The sequence below is a fragment of the Bacillus sp. FSL L8-0528 genome (assembly GCF_038593085.1).
Taxonomy (GTDB): domain Bacteria; phylum Bacillota; class Bacilli; order Bacillales; family Bacillaceae; genus Bacillus; species Bacillus paralicheniformis.
The window spans coordinates 1,968,075-1,989,147 of the sequence record NZ_CP151961.1 but is presented as its reverse complement, the minus strand read 5'-3'; the positions used below and the strand labels follow the sequence as shown (position 1 = coordinate 1,989,147).

The following is a 21,073-nucleotide window of genomic DNA, read 5'->3' as shown; positions in this document are numbered from 1 at the left end:
ATAAGAACTGCAAAAGGGGTGACGCTCAATGAACATTTCTGTTAGAAAATCAGACACAGATTTGCTCTCAGACGATCTGCATCACTTGCTGGAATCGATCAGTACGCGACGAAAAATCAGGCAGGACACATTCCTTTTTCAAGAAGGGATGGATGCGGAGGAACTGTATCTTATTCAGTCGGGACTTGTCCAAATCGGCAAATTGACGTCCGATGGCAAAGAACTGACTCTCAGAATGTGCAAAAAAAATGATATTGTCGGGGAGCTTACGCTTTTTACAGAAGATGCGAAATATATGCTGAGCGCACAGATCCTCTCTGATGGCGAAGTGTTGGTCATCAATAAAGATAAGCTTGAAAAAGAACTCATACAAAACGGTGCACTGACGTTTGAGTTTATGAAATGGATGAGCACGCATTTGCGAAAGATTCAATCGAAAATCCGCGACCTTTTGCTGAATGGTAAAAAAGGCGCGCTCTACTCCACCTTGATCCGTCTCGCAAACAGCTACGGCATCACAAGAAGCGACGGGATTCTCATCAATATTGTGCTGACGAACCAGGATCTGGCGAAATTCTGCGCCGCCGCAAGGGAGAGCATCAACCGCATGCTGAGCGACCTCCGGAAGAACGGTGTCATTTCAATTGAGGACTCGGGAAAAATCGTCATTCATCAGCTCAACTATTTAAAACGCGAAATCGACTGTGAAAACTGCCCGCTCGACATCTGCAATATCGACTGAAAAAGCGAAAACAAACAAGGACATGAAGCACAGTGTCCTTGTTTTTTACGTTTGCAGCAGAAAAACGATTAACACGGCCAAAAAGAAACCGGCATTCACCAGCTCTGAGATTCCGATTGTCTTAATCGACAGTTTCCTCCCATGTAAAAACCACGCTCTGAAACTGCTCGGCACTACACCAAGCACCGCCCAGCCTGCCCCCGCGGCCAGCGAGATGAACGGCAGAAAAACGTGGTATCCCCATGAATAAAGTTTAAACCGATTGTTTTTCTTTTCGCGGATCATCGACTTGACATAAAAGGCGCTCCCTGTGAAAAACAAAGCGGACTGAATAAAAACAAACAATGCTTCACCATCAAGCTTCCCCGCTCCCATCCAGAAGCTCGCAAGCCCGCCCGCGCTGAAAACAAGGATTGCAGCAATATCATTTAAAAGCGCCCTGTCGTTGTTTCTTTTCGCATAATAAAGATTGATGAGAAAGAGCGGAAACAGCGGCAGCCCGAGAAAAACGAGCCGCGGCTCCAGCCAGACCGAAATAAGCAGGAAAACGACGGCCGGAATGCCGTAGATGAGAACCCATTTTTGATAGTAAACGATATTTTTCTTCTTCACCATCATCGTAGCCGGAAATGCCGCAAGATATAGAAACAGCCATCCGCAGAACAGCGGAATATGCTTTACATCCGCGCCCCCGGCGAACATGCCGAGAACAAACGGGATGACAAGCATCGCCCAGGCGCCGTGCTGCTTCGGTATGAACACTTTCATCACGCATCCTCCCTTCTTTTCTATTACATTATAAAAGTTTCGTCTTTTATACACAGTGACATTTTGCATACAGGCGTGTGAAATAAATCACTGCGCCCTCCAGCCCGGCGCTTTATACTAAATGCTAATATAGAGAAGGAGGATATACCATGGACCGGTTTGACTACTTATTGTTTCTGAAAAATCTTCCTATGTTTTTCGGGGTTCCCCTTCCGATCATCAAAAGACTGCTGAAAAACGGTAAGGTGATCGATATCCAGCCATCTGAGCATTCGCGATCGTTCCTTCATTCGCAATCCGTCTATTTTGTTTTAAAAGGGGAAGTTCATTTTTCTGACAGAAGACTTCCAGAAGAATCCCGAACGATCGCCGAGTGGGAAAAAGGCGATGTTTTCCCTATTGATCAAAAAGGGGAACCTTTCGTATCTCCGTTTATTTCAGTCAACACTGCCGCAGAAACCGCCGTACTTGAAATTCCATTTCATACTTTCAAAAAAATGATGACTTATAACCGCCAATTACAGACGAACTTTCTCATGCTGCTTCAGCAGAATTTGTATTTTTCCTACCAGCTTTTTTTGCGTTACCTCAACTCCTCCGCAGAAGACGACGCGTGAGAAGGGCCTCCCCCTTCTTTCTCTTCCTTTTCCAAATGTGATCTACTTAACTTTTTTTCTTTTTTATTTCCGCTACGATACACATGAATGCAAACGAAAGGACAGATGAAAGATGATACATTGCGATTTCGACAAGTCTCCGTTTATCGTCATTTGGGAGCTGACAAGAGCGTGCGAGCTCAAGTGCCTTCATTGCCGAGCATCGGCTCAAAATAAACGCGATCCGCGGGAGCTCACCTTGAAAGAGGGAAAAGATTTAATCGATCAAATTCATGCGATGGACAATCCCCTCCTCGTGCTGACAGGGGGTGACCCTTTAATGAGAGACGACGTATTCGCCATTATTGAATATGCTGTCCAAAAAGGGGTTCGCGTCTCCATGACCCCGAGTGCCACGCCGAATGTTACAAGAGAAGCGATTCAATCAGCAAAAGAAATCGGCTTATCCCGATGGGCGTTCAGCTTGGACGGCCCGACCCGAGAGATTCATGATCATTTTCGAGGAACGGACGGCTCCTTTGACCTGACCATGAAGGCCATACGCTACATTCATGAATGTCAGCTGCCTCTGCAGATTAATACCGTCATATCCGCTTATAACATCGATTACCTGGATGAAATGGCAAAGCTGATCGAAGAATTGAACTGTGTATTATGGAGTGTGTTTTTTCTCGTCCCGACAGGCCGCGCGAAGCGGGAAGATATGATTTCGCCGGTGGACCATGAAAAAGTCTTTCTTTGGCTCAGCCGCTTGGCAAAAGAAGCGCCTTTTGACATCAAAACGACAGCTGCCCAGCACTACCGACGGGTCGTTATTCAGCAAAAAATGCGGGAAGCCAAAGACCCCAACATGAAAATCCGCTATGAACACGCATTGCAGAAAGGGAAAATAGATGCGATCGGCGGATTGGGCCGGGCCCCGAAAGGTGTGAACGATGGCAACGGCTTTATGTTTATCTCCCATATCGGCGATGTATATCCAAGCGGACTCCTGCCGTTTAAAGCCGGAAACATCCGCGAACAGCCGCTGGCTGAGATTTATCGCGAATCACCGATCTTTAAGGATTTGCGAAATCCGGACGGATTTAAAGGGAAATGCGGCGTCTGTGAATTCCGCCATGTGTGCGGCGGTTCGCGCTCGCGTGCCTATGCTCTGACAGGCGATTACCTGGAAAGCGACCCGAGCTGTATTTATATTCCGAAGGCTTTGCGCTGAAAAATGTGATGTACGTCACATTTTTTCCAGCATACTTGTATTACGGTATAGATGAGAATGATCATCACTATCAAAGGATGTGATCCCTCTGCATAAAAAAATTGATTTGAACGATTCCGTATACGAACTTTGCACATCGCATCCTGAACTAAAAGCCGTGATGAAGGAAGCCGGGTTTAAAAACATTACGAAGCCCGGCATGCTGGAAACAGCCGGGCGCATCATGACGATTCCGAAAGGCGCGCGAATGATGCAAATCGAATGGCCGCATGTCTTAGACATATTGAAAGCGCACGGATTTGACCCCGTTTGGAAAGGAGAAAAACAATGAGCGAAATCATTAACAACCGGGAAACGCAGCAAGGCCTGCCAGAGGAAAAAAAGCAGCTTCTGAAAGAAATCATCATCGACCTTCATAAAGGAAAACCGCTTGCCGACGTCAAAGAACGGTTTGAAAAGGCGTTCGGTTCAGTCAATGCTGAAGAAATCGCTCAGCTGGAACAGGCGTTAATGAAGGAAGAAGGCATTACACCTGAAGAAATTCAAGAGCTCTGTTCCGTTCACGCCGCTGTGTTTAAAGGATCGATTGAAGACATTCACCGCGCTGACGCCGATAAGCAGCCAGGCCATCCCGTTCATACTTTTATGAAAGAAAATAAAGAAATCGACCTCCTTTTGAACTTTAAAATGCAGCTTCATTTGGAACGTTTTGAAAAAGAAGATCATCGCGACAACATTCTCAAGCTGCTCGCAGACTTAAACTTGCTCGCCGATGTCGACAAACATTACAGCAGAAAAGAAAATCTTCTGTTCCCCTATTTAGAAAAGTACGGAATTACAGGGCCCAGCCAAGTGATGTGGGCTGTCGATGATTTTATCCGCAAGAGCATTAAAGAAGTGAAGCGTTTGTTGGAAGAGTATACGCCGGACAAAAAAGATGAAGTCATCCGCGAGCTAACGTTTATCATTCAAGAAGGCACGGAAATGATTTATAAAGAAGAAAATATCCTCTTGCCGATGGCGCTCAGAACGCTGACAGAAGACGAATGGCTGAAAATCGCGGCTGAAAGCGACGAGATCGGATATTGCCTGACTGCTCCGGAAACGGTGTGGAAGCCTGAACGCCATCAGCTCAAAACAACAGAAGAGGCGGCTGACGGATATGTCAGGCTCCCTACGGGTATTCTGTCCGTGGCCCAGCTTGAGCACATGATGAACCATCTTCCGGTCGATATCACCTTCATCGATGAAAACGATGTGGTCCGCTATTTTTCACACGGAAAGGAACGGATTTTCGCACGGACAAAAGCCGTAATCGGCCGGACCGTCCAAAACTGCCATCCGCCGGCAAGCGTCCACATCGTCAACAAACTTCTTGACGACTTTAAATCAGGCAAAAAAGACGTTGAAGACTTTTGGATCAAATTTAAAGACAAATACGTGTTCATCCGCTATTTTGCAGTACGCGATGAAAACGGCCGCTATATCGGAACCTTGGAATTCACCCAGAACATCGCCCCGATTCAAGAGATTACCGGGGAAAAGAGAATTTTGAACACGAGCGATTGACCCATTCGACAGCCCGCTTCCATGCAGGCTGTTTTTTTGTCCTCCCCCTCCCCCTCCAGAAAATGTGACAAATTTGTGAAAACCCGAAACCATGTGACAAATTTAACAAGGTCCAGCGCCTCCTCCATATATAGTGAGGGTAGCATCAATGACTCAGAAGGAGTGAACCAGCAATGAAAAAAAAGAAACAGAGTCCCATTTTCAGGAGACTAAATTATTTCTCTCCTATTGAACGCCATTCCAATCAACACAGCCAAACCACTTATGAAGACCGGAATTGGGAAGATGTATACAGAAATAGATGGCAGCATGATAAAGTGGTTCGCTCTACCCACGGGGTGAACTGTACAGGCTCCTGCAGCTGGAATATCTACGTCAAAAACGGGATCGTCACATGGGAAGGGCAGCGACTCGATTACCCTTCGACTGGCCCTGATATGCCGGACTTTGAACCGCGCGGCTGTCCGCGGGGAGCGAGCTTTTCCTGGTATATATACAGCCCGCTCCGTGTGAAATATCCGTATGTACGCGGTGTGCTGATCCAGATGTGGCGCGAGGCGCTAAGCAGCAGCAAAAATCCGCTGGAAGCATGGAAGTCAATTATCGAAAACCCTGAAAAAGCAAAAGCCTATAAACAGGCGCGCGGAAAAGGCGGATTTGTCCGCGCCGAATGGAGCGAAGTCCTGAAGCTGATTTCGGCTTCCCTTCTGTACACCATTGCCAAATACGGTCCTGACCGAAATGTCGGCTTCTCGCCGATTCCAGCCATGTCGATGCTCAGCCACGCAGCGGGGTCACGCTTTATGTCCCTGATCGGCGGGCCGATGCTGAGCTTCTATGACTGGTATGCCGACCTCCCTCCTGCTTCACCGCAAATTTGGGGAGATCAAACCGACGTTCCGGAAAGCAGCGACTGGTACAATTCAGGCTACATCATGACATGGGGTTCTAATGTGCCGCTTACCAGAACGCCTGACGCTCACTTTTTAGCCGAAGCCCGCTATAAAGGAGCAAAAGTGATTTCGATCAGCCCGGACTTTGCCGAGTCCTCAAAGTTTTCCGATGATTGGCTGAGCATCAGACAAGGCACGGACGGCGCACTGGCCATGGCGATGGGCCATGTCATTCTGCAAGACTTTTATGTCAACCAGAAGACGGAGCGTTTTATTGATTATGCAAAACAATATACCGATTTCCCGTTTTTGGTGACTTTGAAAGAGGAAAACGGAACGTTCACAGCAGGCCGCTTCCTCAATGCTAAAGATATCGGGCGTGCGACAGAGCATGATGAGTGGAAGCCTGCCGTTTGGGACGAAGATACAGATGGATTTGCGATTCCGCAGGGCACGATGGGCTCCCGCTGGGACGGCCAAGGAAAATGGAATCTGCGCATGGTTGATGAGGATTCAGAAAAACCGATCACACCTCGGCTTTCTATGCTTGGACACGAAGATATGATCGGCACGGTCAACATTCCTTACTTCTCACATGACGGCAATAAAGTGCTTGAAAGACCGCTTCCGATCAAAAAAATGATTCTGGACGGCGAGGAAGTTTTTGTTTCTACCGTTTTCGACCTGACGCTCGCCAACTATGGCGTCAACCGCGGAATCGACGGACAGACGCCGGCTTCATTTGATGATCCTGAACCGTTTACACCGGCTTGGCAAGAGCCGATTACCGGCATTAAAAGTGAAATGGTGATCAAGATCGCGAGGGAATTCGCGCAAAATGCGATTGACACAGAGGGCCGCTCAATGATCATTGTCGGCGCCGGGATTAACCATTGGTTCAATTCAGACACCATTTACAGAGCTGTGCTGAACCTTGTGCTTCTCGTCGGAGCTCAAGGGGTTAACGGAGGCGGCTGGGCCCACTATGTCGGCCAGGAAAAACTCCGGCCGGCCGAAGGATGGCAGACGATCGCGACGGCGAAAGACTGGGGAGGCCCTGCCAAACTGCAAAACGGAACATCATTTTTCTACTTCGCTACCGACCAGTGGCGCTATGAAGATCAGGAAATCAGCGGGCTTGCTTCCCCTATCGCAAAAACATCGCGCTACAAGCACCATGCCGATTACAATGTGCTGGCGGCAAGACTCGGCTGGCTTCCATCGTATCCGACGTTTGAGAAAAACGGTATCGATCTGTATAAAGAAGCAGAAAAAGCAGGCGCTGAGAACGCTCAGCAAGTCGGAAGCTATATCGCCAGACAGCTTGAGGAGAAAAAGCTCAAGTTTTCGATTGAAGATCCTGACAATGAAAAGAACTTCCCGAGAAATCTATTTGTCTGGAGAGCCAACTTAATCTCGAGCTCCGGCAAAGGTCATGAATATTTTCTGAAGCACTTGCTCGGCACGACGAACGGACTGATGAACGATGATCAGGACAGCATCCGTCCCGAAGAAATCACATGGCGTGACAAAGCGCCTGAAGGCAAGCTCGACTTACTGGTCAATCTCGATTTCCGGATGGCGGGAACAGCCCTTTATTCAGACATCGTGCTCCCTGCGGCCACCTGGTACGAAAAGCACGATCTCAGCAGCACGGATATGCATCCGTTCATCCACCCGTTTAACCCGGCAATCAGCGCGCCGTGGGAAGCAAAGTCTGATTGGGATATTTTCAAAGCATTGGCAAAAGCGGTTTCCGATCTGGCTGAAGAAATGGACATGGAACCTGTAAAAGAGGCTGTTGCGACTCCTCTTCTCCATGACACTCCACAGGAAATGGCGCAGCCGCTCGGGAAAATCAAAGATTGGAGCAAAGGCGACTGCCCTGCCGTTCCCGGCAAAACAATGCCGCAAATTCACGTTGTGGAACGGGATTACAAGCAGATTTTCAATAAGATGACATCGCTCGGGCCGAATGTTGTCAAACAGCCGTTTGGTACGAAAGGAATGAACTGGTCTGTTGAAGCGGAATATGATTCCCTCAAAAAAACGCTCGGCGTCGTAAAAGACGACACGATCGCCAAAGGCTGTCCTGACATCAGTGATGCAAGACAGGCTGCGGAAGCGGTATTGACCCTCTCTTCCACTTCAAACGGGAAAGTAGCCGTTAAAGCGTGGGAATCGCTTGAAAAAATAACGAATCTTGAGTTGAAAGACTTAGCTGAAGAACGGGAAGAGGAATGCTTTACATTTGAGCAAATTTCGGCTCAGCCGAAAACGGTGATCACCTCCCCTGCTTTCAGCGGTTCTGAAAAAGGCGGACGGCGCTATTCTCCGTTTACGACGAACGTTGAAAAACTGATTCCGTGGAGAACGCTGACCGGCAGACAGTCTTTTTACCTTGATCATGAAATGATGACGGAATTCGGCGAGAACATGGCAACATTCAAGCCGATCCTGATCCACCGCCCTTTCTTGAACAAGCGTCCGGATCAGGAAGGAAAAGAAATCGTTTTAAACTATTTAACGCCGCATAATAAATGGTCGGTTCACAGCATGTATTTTGATTCCCTGCCGATGCTTACCCTTTTCAGAGGCGGGCCGACAGTCTGGATGAATAAAGACGATGCGGAAGAAACCGACATTCAGGACAACGACTGGATCGAATGCTTCAACCGAAACGGAGTCGTCGTCGCGCGGGCCGTGACATCACACCGGATTCCAAAAGGAATGGCCTTTATGCACCATGCCCAAGACCGGCATATCAATGTGCCGGGAACAAAGCTGACGAATAACCGCGGTGGAACCCATAACAGTCCGACCCGCATCCATGTCAAGCCGACGCAGATGATCGGAGGCTACGGACAGCTCAGCTACGGATTCAACTACTACGGGCCGACAGGAAATCAGCGCGACCTCAATGTCGTGATCAGAAAATTGAAGGAGGTCGATTGGCTTGAAGATTAAAGCTCAAATCGGAATGGTAATGAACCTTGATAAATGCATCGGCTGCCATACATGCAGCGTCACATGCAAAAACACATGGACAAACCGTTCCGGTGCAGAATATATGTACTTCAACAACGTCGAAACAAAACCGGGCATCGGCTACCCTAAACAATGGGAGGACCAGGATAAATACAGAGGCGGCTGGGAGCTGAAAAAAGGCAAACTTCAGCTCAAATCAGGCGCCAAAACAACGCGGCTCATGAATTTATTCTACAATCCGTACCAGCCGACGATCGATGACTACTATGAACCTTGGAACTATGATTATGAAACGCTGACAAACAGTCCGGAGAAAAAACACCAGCCTGTTGCAAGGCCGAAGTCTTCCATTACGGGAGACTTCATGAACCTTGAATGGGGTCCGAACTGGGAAGACGATCTTGCCGGCGGCCACATTACAGGCCTTCAAGATCCAAACGTCAAAAAAATGGAAGAATCAATCAAGACTGAATTTGAAGACGTCTTTATGATGTATCTGCCAAGGATATGCGAACACTGCATCAATCCTTCCTGCGTCTCCTCCTGTCCGTCGGGTGCGATGTACAAACGCGAAGAAGACGGGATCGTTCTCGTCGATCAAAATGCGTGCCGCTCATGGAGACACTGTGTATCATCATGCCCTTATAAAAAAGTGTATTTCAACTGGCAGACGAACAAGGCGGAAAAATGCACATTGTGCTTCCCTCGCCTTGAAGCGGGACTGCCGACAATCTGCTCTGAGACATGCGTCGGCAGAATCCGCTATCTCGGCGTCATGCTTTATGATGCAGATAAAGTCGAAGAAGCGGCTTCGGCCGAAAATGAAAAAGATCTATATCACTCCCAGCTGGAGATTTTCCTTGACCCGAATGATCCCGCTGTCGCAGAAGAAGCAAAAGCTCAAGGCATTCCGCTGGAGTGGATCGAAGCAGCGCAAAAATCTCCGATCTACAAAATGATCATCGATTGGAAAATCGCTCTGCCGCTGCATCCCGAATACCGGACATTGCCGATGGTATGGTATATTCCGCCGCTCAGTCCGATTATGAATATGTTTGAAGGGAAAGGAACGGCCCAATCAGCTGAAGATATCTTCCCTGCCATTGATGAAATGCGGATTCCGATCGAATATTTGGCAAATTTGCTGACTGCCGGTGATACACACCATATAAGAACGACATTAAAGAAAATGTCTGTGATGCGTATGTACATGCGAGCGACTCAAACGAACAAACAGATCGATTCAGCCCTGATTCAAGATACCGGATTGACTGAAGAGCAGATTGAAGATATGTACCGTCTGCTTGCGATCGCCAAATACGATGATCGATTTGTCATTCCGCAAACCCATCGCGAAGAAGTCGCGGATCTGTACATGGAACAAGGAAGCTGCGGATTATCGTTTGCCGGAGGACCCGGCTCTTGCCAAAACATATAACACTGGAGGGAAGCTTCATGAATGGAACAGACAAACAAACCGTTTTTGCCGCTCTTTCTCACCTCCTCTCCTACCCTGATGAAGAGTGGAGAAAAGAACGTTCCGAATGGCAGCAGATCATCGGCGAAATCGAACATGAAGCGCTGAAAGGGCATCTGCTTGCCTTCTTGGAAAGCGCGGCTTCCTATTCGTCTGAGGAATTGATCGAAACGTACGTATATACGTTTGATTTCGGCAAAAAAACGAACCTTTATGTCACCTATTTCAACTCCGGTGAACAAAGGGAGCGCGGAATTGAATTGCTGCAGCTGAAAGATCTGTATCAGCAGTCCGGTTTTCAGCCGACAGACAAAGAGCTGCCGGATTATCTGCCGCTCATGCTTGAATTTGCTGCAGTCGCCGATCATGAAAAAGCTGCGGCTGTTTTCCAAAAATACGCAGCGAACCTGGAAGAATTAAGATTGCAGCTTTCAGAGAATGAAAGCATCTATACTCCGTTATTGGACGGATTAATGATGATTTTAGAGGAAATTGGTGTTGAAAGGAATGTACAGCCATGATCGAACAAATACTGTGGGTCATCCTCCCCTATATCGTCATCACCATTTTTATCGGAGGGCATATATACCGCTATCAACATGATCAGTTTGGCTGGACGGCCAAATCAAGCGAAATGCTCGAAAAGAAAAAATTGGCGCTTGGCAGCAGCCTTTTTCACTGGGGAATCTTTTTTGTCATCGGCGGGCATGTGATGGGAATTTTAATTCCGGAAAGCCTTTATCAGGCGCTCGGCGTATCAGAGCATATGTACCATAAAATCGCGATCGGTTTCGGACTGCCCGCAGGCATCGCCGCGCTGTCAGGACTTATCATATTGACCTACCGCAGATTCACGGACAAACGGATTCGAAAAACGAGCTCTGCCGGTGATTTCATCACGCTGATCGCTTTGTTATTCGTCATGACGACTGGGCTTGCAGCAACCTTCTTGAACATCGATTCAAAAGGATTCGACTACAGGACAACAATCAGCCCGTGGTTTCGCAACATTTTCTTATTCAAGCCTGATGCCGGACTTATGGCGAGCGTGCCCCTTTGGTTTAAGCTTCATATTATTATGGGCTACGGCATTTTCATCGTCTGGCCGTTTACTCGGCTCGTCCACGTATTCAGCATGCCGCTAAAATATTTGACAAGAAGCTATGTTGTTTACCGAAAACGGGCGCCCCGCAAAAGCATTTAAACATTTTCCCTAAAGCCAAAACGGCTTTAGGGATTTTTTTCTCCAAGGCAAGCTACCCATAGTCCCCATCAATCATACGATAAAGCAAACCATCAGAAAGGAGCGTTTTTATTGTATCCATACGATCCTTCACTATATGATCCGTATCGCCAGCAATTTCCGCCAGGTCCGCCTCCGGGAGCAGGAGGACAGCAGCAACAGCAGTTTCTCCCCCCGCCGCCGAGCCAATTTCCGCAAGACACCGGCCCTTCGGTATTTGCCGTTGATCCTGGCGGAATCAGAAGATGCCTGTTCAGATACACGTTCATCCGCTTGAGAAACGGCAGCCGTTTTTGGTTCTACCCGGTTTTCGTCGGCCGTCGTTCGATTGCGGGCTACCGCTGGAGGCCGCGTCAATTCCGCTGGGTTTACTTCGGTATTGACCTGAACGAGATCACTTCTTTCAGCTGTCAGTAAAAATAAGAAAAAGGCGCCCCCAAGGACGCCTTTTTTCATATTGTTTATTTCGATTGCAATGTTTCCTTCTCGTCTTCCCAAGCCTCTGTGTTTTTCAGACCTGGAATCGAGCTTGCCTTAAAGACAGGGTTCTTTCCTGCTTTGCGCTGTTCAGTATAGTCTTTCATCACTTTCGCAGCAATTCCGGAAAGAAGCAGAATTGCAATCAGGTTAATGATCGCCATTAATCCCATAAATAAATCCGCCATGTCCCACACAAGCTGGAAACCGGATACAGATCCGAAGATGACCATTGCGACAACAGCTGTACGGTAAACGGCAAGCGCCGTCTTGCTCTTTTTAATAAATTCAATGTTCGTCTCACCATAATAGTAGTTTCCGACGATTGAACTGAAAGCGAACAGGAAAATCGCCACTGCGACAAATGCAGGCGCCCAGCTTCCAATGTGATGCTGCATGGCTGCTTGTGTAATTTGAATGCCGTCAAGCTCTTTGCCAGGCGTCAGATTGAACAGCAGGATCATAAAAGCTGTCGCACTGCAGATGACCATCGTATCAAAGAATACGCCAAGCGTTTGGATAAAGCCTTGCTTCGCCGGGTGAGAGACATTGGCAGTCGCCGCTGCGTTCGGCGCGCTTCCCATTCCGGCTTCGTTTGAAAACAAGCCGCGCTTCGCACCGATAATAATGATGCTGCCGAGCGTACCCCCTGCAATCTGCTCGATCCCGAAAGCATCTTTCACAATCATCGCGAAAACGGTTGGTATTTGAGAGATATTTGTAAGCACGACAAATAAAGCAAGCGCAAGATAAATGACCGCCATAACCGGAACGATCAACTGCGTAACTGTCACGACGCGTTTCAAACCCCCGAAAATGATAAAAGCGGTGATCGCAGCAAGGACGATGCCGACCGCTGTTTTATCCAGGTTGAAAGCCCCTTGCATCGAACCGACGATCGTGTTGGCTTGAACTGCATTAAAAATCAAGCCGAATGTAATCGTAATCAAAACGGCAAAGATAATGCCCATCCATCTGGCGCCCAGCGCTTTTTCCATGTAATAAGCAGGACCCCCTCTGAAATGATCGCCGTCTTTGACTTTGTAGACTTGAGCCAGCGTACTCTCCACAAAGCTGGAAGCCATACCGACAAGCGCGACAACCCACATCCAAAAGACCGCCCCCGGTCCTCCTGTTGCAACAGCAAGCGCGACACCGGTCAGGTTCCCCGTGCCGACACGCGAAGCGGCGGAAATAAAGAAAGCCTGCAAAGACGAGACGCCTTTTCCTTTCTCCTCCTTTTGTCCGACGATACGAAACATCTCGAAGAAATAGCGGAATTGAACGAATTTCAATTTAAAAGTAAAGAACAGGCCTATTCCTATTAATATATAGACTAAATAAGTCCAAATAAAACCGCTCGGGACATTGATGATTTCGCTTAAAATTTCTTCCATAGCACCCTCCTGAAAACAAACGAATTTTGTTTTGATGTTAAGTTTTCTAACATGATAGGATTATATCATAATAATGACACAAGAAAAACTAGATAGAATTTTCTGTTTTTTAAACATAAAGGCTGTTAACATCATTATTACTTTAGTCCCAATGCTCATTATAGCAGAGTATTATCTTTATTCATATATAAAAATGCGCTTTCATTCCAAATGCGCTGCGAAAAATCTCATGTTGTCAATAAATATTTGCTAACTGTCACAAAATAATCATCTTTTCTTATAACACAAAATATGCTAAGATGATGAGATACTAAGGGGATGAGATCAAATGAAAAAGACATTGTTTCTCCAACTGTCCATATTCTTTTTAGTCATTGCGAGCCTTCATTCGTTCTCAATGCCCCAGATGCCGGCAAATCACCATACGCAAAAAGCTGCTGTTTCAGGAGATGAACTCCATGAGCTGACAGCCGGCAAATATGGTGAAGAAAAGGCGAAATCATTGTGGAATTCACTCGGCTTCGGAGCTGAATCCATCCTTCTCTTAATCTTAGCTGCGGCTTCTGGCCAGGCGTTCATGATGAACAGGCGGAAAGAGCATCTGAAGGCATTTATGCTCGCGGTGTTCTATCACTCTTCTTATTTCGATAAAGCGCATGTTTTAAAACCATAACCATACGAAAAAAAACGGGAGGTTTTAACATGTTATTTATCATAAGAACAGTGATTATTGGACTATTTTCATTGGCAGCAATCAATTTGTTTGTTTTTCAAGGAATTGAATTCATGCACGCGATTACCGATCTTTTCAATCGCCAGGACAGCTGAATTTGAAGCGATCTGAAAAGCTGGACAATAAAATTTCATGAAGCAGTTTGATTGGCATGAATCCGGATTGCACGGATTCATGCCTTTTCATTTGGTCTTCCTTCGTCTTGCGATTGCAGTAAGGCTTTAAAGCAGAACAATCTACTTAAATACATCTTTTCCACCTTCTTCAAAAACAATTAAATTTTTTCGAAAAATTTTAAACATTTTTTCAACAACTCCCGGGATTTTATTTCAAATCTACAAATATAAGATATAATGTTTCTGTACCAATTAAATACCAATTACTTATAGAAAGAAGATGTTCATATGAGTAAAGTATCCGGAAAAATTGCTTTTGTTACTGGCGGAGGCCAAGGAATTGGCGAAGCAATCTGCAAACGCTTGGCGGAGGATGGGTTCGCTGTTGCAGTTGCCGATTATAATGTAGAAACTGCAACACAAGTTGCTGAGGACATTAACCAGCATAACGGTAAGGCAATTGCAGTTAAAGTGGATGTTGCTGATCGTGACGATGTTTTTAAAGCAGTCGATGAAACGGTTAAACGCCTCGGCGGTCTTGATGTGGTGATCAATAATGCAGGTCTTGGACCAACCACACCTATTGAAAGCATTACATATGAAGATTATCGGAAAGTCTATGATGTTAACGTCGGCGGTACTTATTGGGGAATACAAGCAGCTGTAAAAGCCTTTAAAGAACTTGGACACGGCGGGAAAATCATTAATGCTTCTTCTCAAGCCGGTCAAGTCGGCAACCCGGGCTTGGCAGTTTACGGCGGAACAAAGTTCGCTGTTCGCGGGATTACGCAAACGGCGGCAAAAGATCTGGCTGAATTAGGCATTACTGTTAACGCCTTTTGTCCGGGTATCGTTAAAACTCCCATGATGATGGGGATTGCACAGCAAACCGCTGATGAAGCAGGCAAGCCATTTGAATGGGGAATGGAACAATTCGCTAAAAATATTGCCTTAAAACGCTTATCAGAGCCGGAAGATGTAGCAGCATGCGTTTCTTACCTTGCAGGGCCGGACTCAGATTATATGACCGGCCAGTCTCTTATCATTGATGGCGGAATGGTATTTAATTAATTTTATAATCATATTCAATATGGAGGGCGGAGCTATCCGCCTCCATATTGAATAACAAGCTAGAGCTGATATGGTCACAGTTCGTCCAACCGCGCCCCGTTTAAAAATTTTGACCAAAGAGCGTCTTCCCTTTGAAACCCCTGTTGCACTACTGCGCACAGATTTCCCCTGCGATAAGCGGCAACCAAGATAACTCCTTTCTATTCCGCTCCAAACCTCATAGGTTTATTTGCGCGCTTTTTCCGCCAATTTGTTTATTTCCTCCATTTTTTTCGATTTCCTCTAAACTGCGACCTCGAGTTTCAGGGACGCGTGTCCGGATAAATACAACTCCAAGTAAACAAATAACACCGAAGATTGCAAACACAGCTTCTTGAGACATCGAAGCGGTCATAATAGGAAATAGCAATCCAACCAAGAAAGAGCCAATCCAGTTAAATGATGAAGCTAATCCAGACGCACGCCCGCGAATGACCAGAGGGAAAATTTCTCCAACGATGACCCAAGTTAAAGGAGCCCATGTGAATGAATAAAGTGCTACATAGATACTTAAAAAGACAACCATCATCATCGGATTTGCATTAGGGATTAATATATTCAAGATTGCCGGCAAAATAAAGGACAGCCCCATAATGGTTCCGCCTACTGTTAATAAAGTGCGGCGATTAAATTTATCAGCAATCATGATGAATAGTAATGAACCTAGCACGAGAATAACGCCTTGAATAATCGGCCACATCAACGCTGAACTTGCTGCATTCCCTGTTGCTTTTTCTACAATCAAAGGAATGTAATAAAAAATTGCGTTTGCACCCTGGAATTGTTGAAAGGCGGCAACACCCACACCGGCAATTAATAAAAAACGATATTTATTACTTAAGAGTGTAGCCCATGATGCTTTTTGATTTGCCTTTATTTCCTCTCTGGCAGTTTCTTGAATTTGTGCTATTTCAGAATCAATCTCTCCTTTGTTAGAGCGAATATAGCTCAACACCTTGCGAGCTTCATCAAGTTTATTGTTCTTGATTAAAAAACGAGGTGATTCGGGTAACTTTAACATTCCAACATATAAGATCAAAGCAGGTACGGCAGCCAAACCAAGCATCAACCGCCATGCCATTGTTTCCGGCAAATCTTTCAATAGAAAATCAACAATGTAAGAAAGCAACATTCCAGAACAAATCATGGTTTGATTAATTCCTGACAGCCGTCCGCGTAAACGTGCAGGCGCCATTTCCGACATATAGGCCGGGACCAATGCAGAAGCAGCACCAACGGCCAATCCCAATAAAACCCGAGAAACAATCAAAAACAGGACCCCATTATGAGGTGCTATTCCTGACAAAATGGATCCAACAACAAAAATGACAGCAGAAATTAAAATCATTTTGCGCCGTCCCAAACGATCAGAAAGTTGTCCGGCCAGGGCGCCTCCAAAAATAGCGCCTAACATGACCGAAGAGGTAATCCAGCCAATAACCCCGGCGTTGTCTTGAAGGTTCCAATCATGTTGCAGAAAAGGCAAAGCACCTGTCATAACGCCGATATCATAACCGAAAAGAATGCCGGCAAAAGCTCCGAAAAAATAAATGAAGCCACTTGAGATTTTCTTTTCATTAACCATTAAAGTTCCCTCCTCAAGGTTGAAATGATATTGTGTAATCCAGCCACCAAAATTATCGATGGCTTTTTAAGAACTCATAAAAGTGTTTTCAAACTGCAAATACATCTAGGATATAGGTGGGATGTCTCACTAAACCTCATGGTTTTATTCGCCTATTATTAAACGCTTTCATTTTTTCGGAATATCACGATAACGCTTACAAAATCATGAATATTTTGATATCTGATATCCCTAATTTTCACCTCCAAGGAAGCAGAACCTCCTCGGAGGTTAGAGGCATTACTTAATAACCACATATTCCAGGTCAACCAGCTTTGCATAAGTGATCATTTGGTCTGTTGTTACATTCAACGAAACAACTGTATGGTGACCGCCGCCATTCTCAAGCCACGCTTTCACTCCATCCTGGAAGTTAGGCTTCACTTCCCAAAGCACCCGTGCCACTGGAAGGTTTGGTGCCGGAACAGTTGGTTCAAACGCAGAAACTTCGTTAATCAACAGTTTGTAATGCGTACCAAAGTCTGCCATTGAAACAACCACACCATCTCCTGCTTTTCCGTCGAACACTAAGCGTGCTGGGTCTTCACGATCACCAATACCTAATGGGGATACGATAATTTTCGGTTTGTTGCTTGCTAAAGATGGGTCAACTTCAAGCATATGTGATTGAAGAATTGATTCTTGCCCGGCAGCTAATTCATATGTGTAATCTTCCATAAAGCCGGTTGATTGGTTACGGCTCATCACTTTGAGTAAGCGATCGAGCGCTGCAGTTTTCCAATCTCCTTCACCAGCAAAGCCATATCCTTGGGCCATCAAACGTTGGACGGCAAGACCCGGAAGTTGTTTCATCCCATATAAATCTTCAAAGTTAGTTGTGAAGGCATTATAACCACCATCATCCAGGAAGCGTTTAATAGCGATTTCATAGCTTGCTTGTACTTTTACGCTCTTCTCCCAATCTTCCTGACTGTAAGTACCATAATCAAATTCATAAAGGTCTGCATATTCAGCAAACAAATGATTAATTTCTTCATCTGTAACCGCATTCACGTATTGAACAAGATCACCAATGCCAAAGTAATCAACTGTCCAGCCAAATTGAATTTGCGCTTCAACCTTATCCCCTTCAGTAACAGCAACGTTACGCATGTTGTCACCAAATCGAGCGACCTTGATGTTGAAGCTTTCGTTATAAGCAACCGCTACGTCCATCCATTCCGCAATTTGCTGTTGCACTTCAGGACGCTCCCAATAACCTACGACAACTTTATTTTGTTTTTTCAAACGGGCATTGATAAAACCATATTCACGGTCCCCATGAGCAGATTGGTTTAGGTTCATAAAGTCCATGTCAATCGTTGTCCATGGGATACTTTCATTAAATTGTGTCGCTAAATGAAGTAGCGGTTTTTGTAATAATTTTGTTCCGCGAATCCACATTTTCGCAGGTGAAAAAGTATGCATCCAAGTGATAACACCGGCAACTTCGTCACGATAGTTCACTTCTTTCATGATGCTTGTGATTTTATCTGCACTAACAGCTAAATCTTGCAATACAAGCGGGTATGGCAATACAGCGCTTTCATTTAATGCATCAGTCACGGCTTGCGCGTGCGCTCTGACTTCTTCCAGCGCTTCTTCCCCATAAAGATGTTGTGAACCTACGACAAACCAAAATTCTTTTTTTCCTGTTGTTAACATCATAACCCTCTTTTCTTAAATTAATAGTTTGATAGAATTGATTTACTTTTGACCATAATAAGCATTTTCACCGTGTTTTCGTAAATAATGTTTATCTAAAATACATTGTGGTAATTCTTTTGCAAAATGATTTAATTCTCGTGTGAATAAATTCATTTTCGCGACTTCGTCCAACACCACACTATTCAATACTGCTGATTTTACATCTTTGCCCCAAGTAAATGGACCATGACCATGTAGTAAGACACCAGGGACAGCTAAAATATCTAACCCGCGCTCTTCAAATGTTTCGATAATGACATGACCTGTTTCTACTTCGTAACCTCGATCAACCTCCTCTTGTGTCAAGTAACGGGCACATGGCACGGAACCATAGAATGTGTCTGCATGAGTGGTCCCCATCGCCGGAACATCAAGGCCTGCTTGAGCCCAGATTGTCGCCCAAGTTGAATGAGTGTGTACAATTCCTCCAATTTCAGGGTAATGGTTATAAAGTACCGCGTGAGTCGCTGTATCTGATGAAGGCCTCAGCTCTCCTTCAACAACATGGCCATCTAAATCAACAACTACCATATCACTAGCTTTCATTGTTTCATAATCAACACCACTAGGTTTGATAACGAATAAACCAGTTTCACGATCGATGGCACTTGCATTTCCCCATGTGTATTTCACGAGTCCATATTTAGGCAAGTCCAAATTTGCTTGTAACACTTCTTCTTTCAGTTGTTCTAGCACGTCAACCCCTCCACTTTCCACTCATTAAATCAAATGATCCACAGCGGCCTGCTCAATCATTAAACCTTTTTTGTACCGTTCGATAAATGTTTCAAATCCTTCAACATCTAATTGATCAGGGTAAATTTCTTGCCCGGCATCCTCTTCAAAGACTTTTTTGTCGAGGAAGTCTTCTAAGCTTTCTTCTTGATCTTTGTTCATCATGTAAGAAGCAAGAATAGCCATCCCCCACGCACCGCCTTCTCCGGCTGTTGCCATAACTGATACTGGCGCATTCATTGCAGCTGCAACAATTTTTTGTCCGACAAGTGGGGTTTTGAATAAACCGCCGTGAGCTAAAATGCTATCAATTTCAATATTTTCCTCTTTGGTCAAAATATCCATTCCGATTTTCAAAGCTGCAAAAGCTGCAAAAAGGTGTGTCCGCATGAAGTTTGCTAAATCGAAACGACTCTCTGGTGAGCGGACAAATAATGGCCGGCCTTTTTCTAGTCCTGTAATATTTTCACCGGAGAAATAACCGTAGCTTAGTAAGCCGCCGCCGTCTGAGTCAGCTTCCAATGCTTTATTCAACATCACTTCGAATAATTTATTCATTTCAACCTTTTGTCCCATTGCCTCAAAAAATTCACGAAACAACCCTAGCCAAGCATTAATATCGCTTGAGCAGTTATTCGCATGAACCATTCCAACCGGACTGCCGTTTGGCGTTGTTACCAAATCAATTTCTGGATATACTTTTGAAAGTTCTTTCTCTAATACAATCATGGCAAAAACTGAAGTTCCTACTGAGATGTTTCCAGTGCGTTTCCTCACACTATTCGTAGCAACCATTCCTGTTCCAGCATCGCCTTCCGGCGGACAAATCGGAATGCCTGGTTGTAAATTTTTTGATTGATCCAGAATTTTCGCGCCAATTTCGGTTAATTCGCCAGCTTGCTCGCCTGAAATATAAACTTTAGGAAGAATATCCTTTATCCTCCAAGGATAGCCTTTGTTCGAAATCAGTTCATCAAATTGCTTGACCATCGATTCATTGTAATTTTGCGTTGATTCATCAATTGGGAACATGCCCGAAGCATCTCCAATGCCAATTGCTTTATTGCCAGTCAGCAACCAGTGAATGTACCCAGCTAAAGTGGTGATATAATCAATGCGAGGCAAATGCTTCTCTTCATTTAATATCGCTTGATATAAATGAGCAATACTCCACCGTTCAGGGATATTGAATTGAAATTGATCAGTTAATTCTTTTGCTGCAGCACTGGTTGTTGAGTTACGCCAAGTTCGAAACGGAACAAGCAGCTCCCCTGTGTTGTCAAAAGCCATATATCCATGCATCATGGCAGAAAATCCGATAGAACCGATTTTGCGAATGGTGATGCCATAATTTCGTTCAACTTCATTCTTCATTTCACTATAAGCTGTTTGCAATCCGGTGATAATATCCACTAAGTTGTACGTCCAAAATCCATCTTCCAAGCGGTTTTCCCACTCATAGCTTCCAGATGCGATTGTTTCAAAACTGCTATCAATCAACACTGCTTTAATACGTGTGGATCCAAATTCAATTCCAAGTGATGTTTCTCCCTCAGTTATCGCCTGCTTGATGTTTACTTGATTCGCTTTCACGTTATCCCCCCTCTGATAGCGATTTCAATATTATTCGAAAGAAGGCATTCCCCTTTTCGCTTAACTTA

Annotated in this window: 19 protein-coding genes; 13 read left to right on the top strand and 6 right to left on the bottom strand. The window is 45.3% G+C overall.

From position 1 onward, the window contains the following. Positions 1 to 28: 28 nt before the first annotated feature. Positions 29 to 742, top strand: coding sequence for a Crp/Fnr family transcriptional regulator (locus tag MHI30_RS10195; protein WP_075754607.1), 714 nt, complete (start codon positions 29 to 31; stop codon positions 740 to 742). Between the two features lie 45 nt (positions 743 to 787). Here the strand turns inward: MHI30_RS10195 and MHI30_RS10190 are convergent, their stop codons facing one another. Beyond that, the gene (locus MHI30_RS10190) at positions 788 to 1,510 is read right to left on the bottom strand and encodes a YwiC-like family protein (RefSeq protein ID WP_075754605.1); all 723 of its coding nucleotides are present in this window, start codon (positions 1,508 to 1,510) and stop codon (positions 788 to 790) included. Between the two features lie 149 nt (positions 1,511 to 1,659). On the opposite strand from MHI30_RS10190, the gene MHI30_RS10185 reads away from it, so the two are divergent. From MHI30_RS10185 to MHI30_RS10145, 9 genes are all read left to right on the top strand, one after another. Beyond that, positions 1,660 to 2,127, top strand: coding sequence for a transcriptional regulator (locus MHI30_RS10185; RefSeq protein WP_075754603.1), 468 nt, complete (start codon positions 1,660 to 1,662; stop codon positions 2,125 to 2,127). A gap of 112 nt (positions 2,128 to 2,239) precedes the next feature. Then, on the top strand, positions 2,240 to 3,343 hold the full coding sequence (locus tag MHI30_RS10180; RefSeq protein ID WP_075754601.1) for a TIGR04053 family radical SAM/SPASM domain-containing protein: 1,104 nt from the start codon (positions 2,240 to 2,242) through the stop codon (positions 3,341 to 3,343). Positions 3,344 to 3,431: 88 nt separating this feature from the next. Further along, the gene (locus tag MHI30_RS10175) at positions 3,432 to 3,674 is read left to right on the top strand and encodes a DUF1858 domain-containing protein (RefSeq protein WP_075754718.1); all 243 of its coding nucleotides are present in this window, start codon (positions 3,432 to 3,434) and stop codon (positions 3,672 to 3,674) included. Beyond that, positions 3,671 to 4,912, top strand: a complete 1,242-nt coding sequence (locus MHI30_RS10170) for a DUF438 domain-containing protein (protein WP_075754599.1) — start codon at positions 3,671 to 3,673, stop codon at positions 4,910 to 4,912. The genes MHI30_RS10175 and MHI30_RS10170 overlap by 4 nt, the downstream gene beginning before the upstream one ends. Positions 4,913 to 5,085: 173 nt before the next feature. Further along, entirely contained in the window at positions 5,086 to 8,772 is a 3,687-nt protein-coding gene (locus MHI30_RS10165) for a nitrate reductase subunit alpha (RefSeq protein ID WP_075754597.1), read from the top strand. Further along, a complete protein-coding gene (gene narH / locus MHI30_RS10160) occupies positions 8,762 to 10,231 on the top strand; it encodes a nitrate reductase subunit beta (protein WP_020451629.1) in 1,470 nt (489 codons plus the stop codon). Before MHI30_RS10165 ends, narH begins: the two co-directional genes overlap by 11 nt. 17 nt (positions 10,232 to 10,248) lie before the next feature. Then, the gene (narJ, locus tag MHI30_RS10155) at positions 10,249 to 10,791 is read left to right on the top strand and encodes a nitrate reductase molybdenum cofactor assembly chaperone (protein WP_020451628.1); all 543 of its coding nucleotides are present in this window, start codon (positions 10,249 to 10,251) and stop codon (positions 10,789 to 10,791) included. Then, a complete protein-coding gene (narI, locus tag MHI30_RS10150; protein ID WP_075754596.1) occupies positions 10,788 to 11,474 on the top strand; it encodes a respiratory nitrate reductase subunit gamma in 687 nt (228 codons plus the stop codon). Before narJ ends, narI begins: the two co-directional genes overlap by 4 nt. A 111-nt stretch (positions 11,475 to 11,585) precedes the next feature. After that, complete coding sequence (locus MHI30_RS10145; RefSeq protein WP_075754594.1) at positions 11,586 to 11,930, top strand: transporter; 345 nt, start codon at positions 11,586 to 11,588, stop codon at positions 11,928 to 11,930. A 44-nt stretch (positions 11,931 to 11,974) separates the two neighbouring features. On the opposite strand, the gene MHI30_RS10140 is transcribed toward MHI30_RS10145, so the two are convergent. Then, positions 11,975 to 13,387, bottom strand: a complete 1,413-nt coding sequence (locus tag MHI30_RS10140) for an alanine/glycine:cation symporter family protein (RefSeq protein WP_075754592.1) — start codon at positions 13,385 to 13,387, stop codon at positions 11,975 to 11,977. A 328-nt stretch (positions 13,388 to 13,715) separates the two neighbouring features. Between MHI30_RS10140 and MHI30_RS10135 the strand changes: the two genes are divergently transcribed. From MHI30_RS10135 to MHI30_RS10125, 3 genes are all read left to right on the top strand, one after another. Further along, complete coding sequence (locus MHI30_RS10135; RefSeq protein ID WP_075754590.1) at positions 13,716 to 14,060, top strand: hypothetical protein; 345 nt, start codon at positions 13,716 to 13,718, stop codon at positions 14,058 to 14,060. Positions 14,061 to 14,089: 29 nt separating this feature from the next. Beyond that, on the top strand, positions 14,090 to 14,215 hold the full coding sequence (locus MHI30_RS10130) for a hypothetical protein (RefSeq protein ID WP_020451622.1): 126 nt from the start codon (positions 14,090 to 14,092) through the stop codon (positions 14,213 to 14,215). A 309-nt stretch (positions 14,216 to 14,524) separates the two neighbouring features. Further along, positions 14,525 to 15,307: a (S)-acetoin forming diacetyl reductase gene (locus MHI30_RS10125; protein ID WP_075754588.1), complete on the top strand. Its 783-nt coding sequence runs from the start codon at positions 14,525 to 14,527 to the stop codon at positions 15,305 to 15,307. A gap of 217 nt (positions 15,308 to 15,524) precedes the next feature. On the opposite strand, the gene MHI30_RS10120 is transcribed toward MHI30_RS10125, so the two are convergent. The 4 genes from MHI30_RS10120 to MHI30_RS10105 form a co-directional block, all read right to left on the bottom strand. Beyond that, complete coding sequence (locus tag MHI30_RS10120) at positions 15,525 to 16,931, bottom strand: sugar porter family MFS transporter (RefSeq protein ID WP_075754586.1); 1,407 nt, start codon at positions 16,929 to 16,931, stop codon at positions 15,525 to 15,527. Positions 16,932 to 17,210: 279 nt separating this feature from the next. Continuing rightward, a complete protein-coding gene (araA, locus tag MHI30_RS10115) occupies positions 17,211 to 18,635 on the bottom strand; it encodes an L-arabinose isomerase (RefSeq protein ID WP_075754584.1) in 1,425 nt (474 codons plus the stop codon). A 42-nt stretch (positions 18,636 to 18,677) separates the two neighbouring features. Next, positions 18,678 to 19,373, bottom strand: a complete 696-nt coding sequence (locus MHI30_RS10110) for an L-ribulose-5-phosphate 4-epimerase (protein WP_059231093.1) — start codon at positions 19,371 to 19,373, stop codon at positions 18,678 to 18,680. Between the two features lie 24 nt (positions 19,374 to 19,397). Then, on the bottom strand, positions 19,398 to 21,005 hold the full coding sequence (locus MHI30_RS10105; RefSeq protein WP_075754582.1) for an FGGY-family carbohydrate kinase: 1,608 nt from the start codon (positions 21,003 to 21,005) through the stop codon (positions 19,398 to 19,400). Positions 21,006 to 21,073 lie beyond the last annotated feature (68 nt).

Coding starts and splice junctions, on each gene's coding strand:
- MHI30_RS10130 (WP_020451622.1), top strand. CDS start 14,090: ATGTTATTTATCATAAGAACAGTGATTATTGGACTATTTTCATTGGCA.
- MHI30_RS10180 (WP_075754601.1), top strand. CDS start 2,240: ATGATACATTGCGATTTCGACAAGTCTCCGTTTATCGTCATTTGGGAG.
- MHI30_RS10140 (WP_075754592.1), bottom strand. CDS start 13,387: ATGGAAGAAATTTTAAGCGAAATCATCAATGTCCCGAGCGGTTTTATT.
- araA (WP_075754584.1), bottom strand. CDS start 18,635: ATGTTAACAACAGGAAAAAAAGAATTTTGGTTTGTCGTAGGTTCACAA.
- MHI30_RS10125 (WP_075754588.1), top strand. CDS start 14,525: ATGAGTAAAGTATCCGGAAAAATTGCTTTTGTTACTGGCGGAGGCCAA.
- narJ (WP_020451628.1), top strand. CDS start 10,249: ATGAATGGAACAGACAAACAAACCGTTTTTGCCGCTCTTTCTCACCTC.
- MHI30_RS10195 (WP_075754607.1), top strand. CDS start 29: ATGAACATTTCTGTTAGAAAATCAGACACAGATTTGCTCTCAGACGAT.
- MHI30_RS10170 (WP_075754599.1), top strand. CDS start 3,671: ATGAGCGAAATCATTAACAACCGGGAAACGCAGCAAGGCCTGCCAGAG.
- MHI30_RS10165 (WP_075754597.1), top strand. CDS start 5,086: ATGAAAAAAAAGAAACAGAGTCCCATTTTCAGGAGACTAAATTATTTC.
- narI (WP_075754596.1), top strand. CDS start 10,788: ATGATCGAACAAATACTGTGGGTCATCCTCCCCTATATCGTCATCACC.
- MHI30_RS10190 (WP_075754605.1), bottom strand. CDS start 1,510: ATGAAAGTGTTCATACCGAAGCAGCACGGCGCCTGGGCGATGCTTGTC.
- MHI30_RS10135 (WP_075754590.1), top strand. CDS start 13,716: ATGAAAAAGACATTGTTTCTCCAACTGTCCATATTCTTTTTAGTCATT.
- MHI30_RS10185 (WP_075754603.1), top strand. CDS start 1,660: ATGGACCGGTTTGACTACTTATTGTTTCTGAAAAATCTTCCTATGTTT.
- MHI30_RS10120 (WP_075754586.1), bottom strand. CDS start 16,931: ATGGTTAATGAAAAGAAAATCTCAAGTGGCTTCATTTATTTTTTCGGA.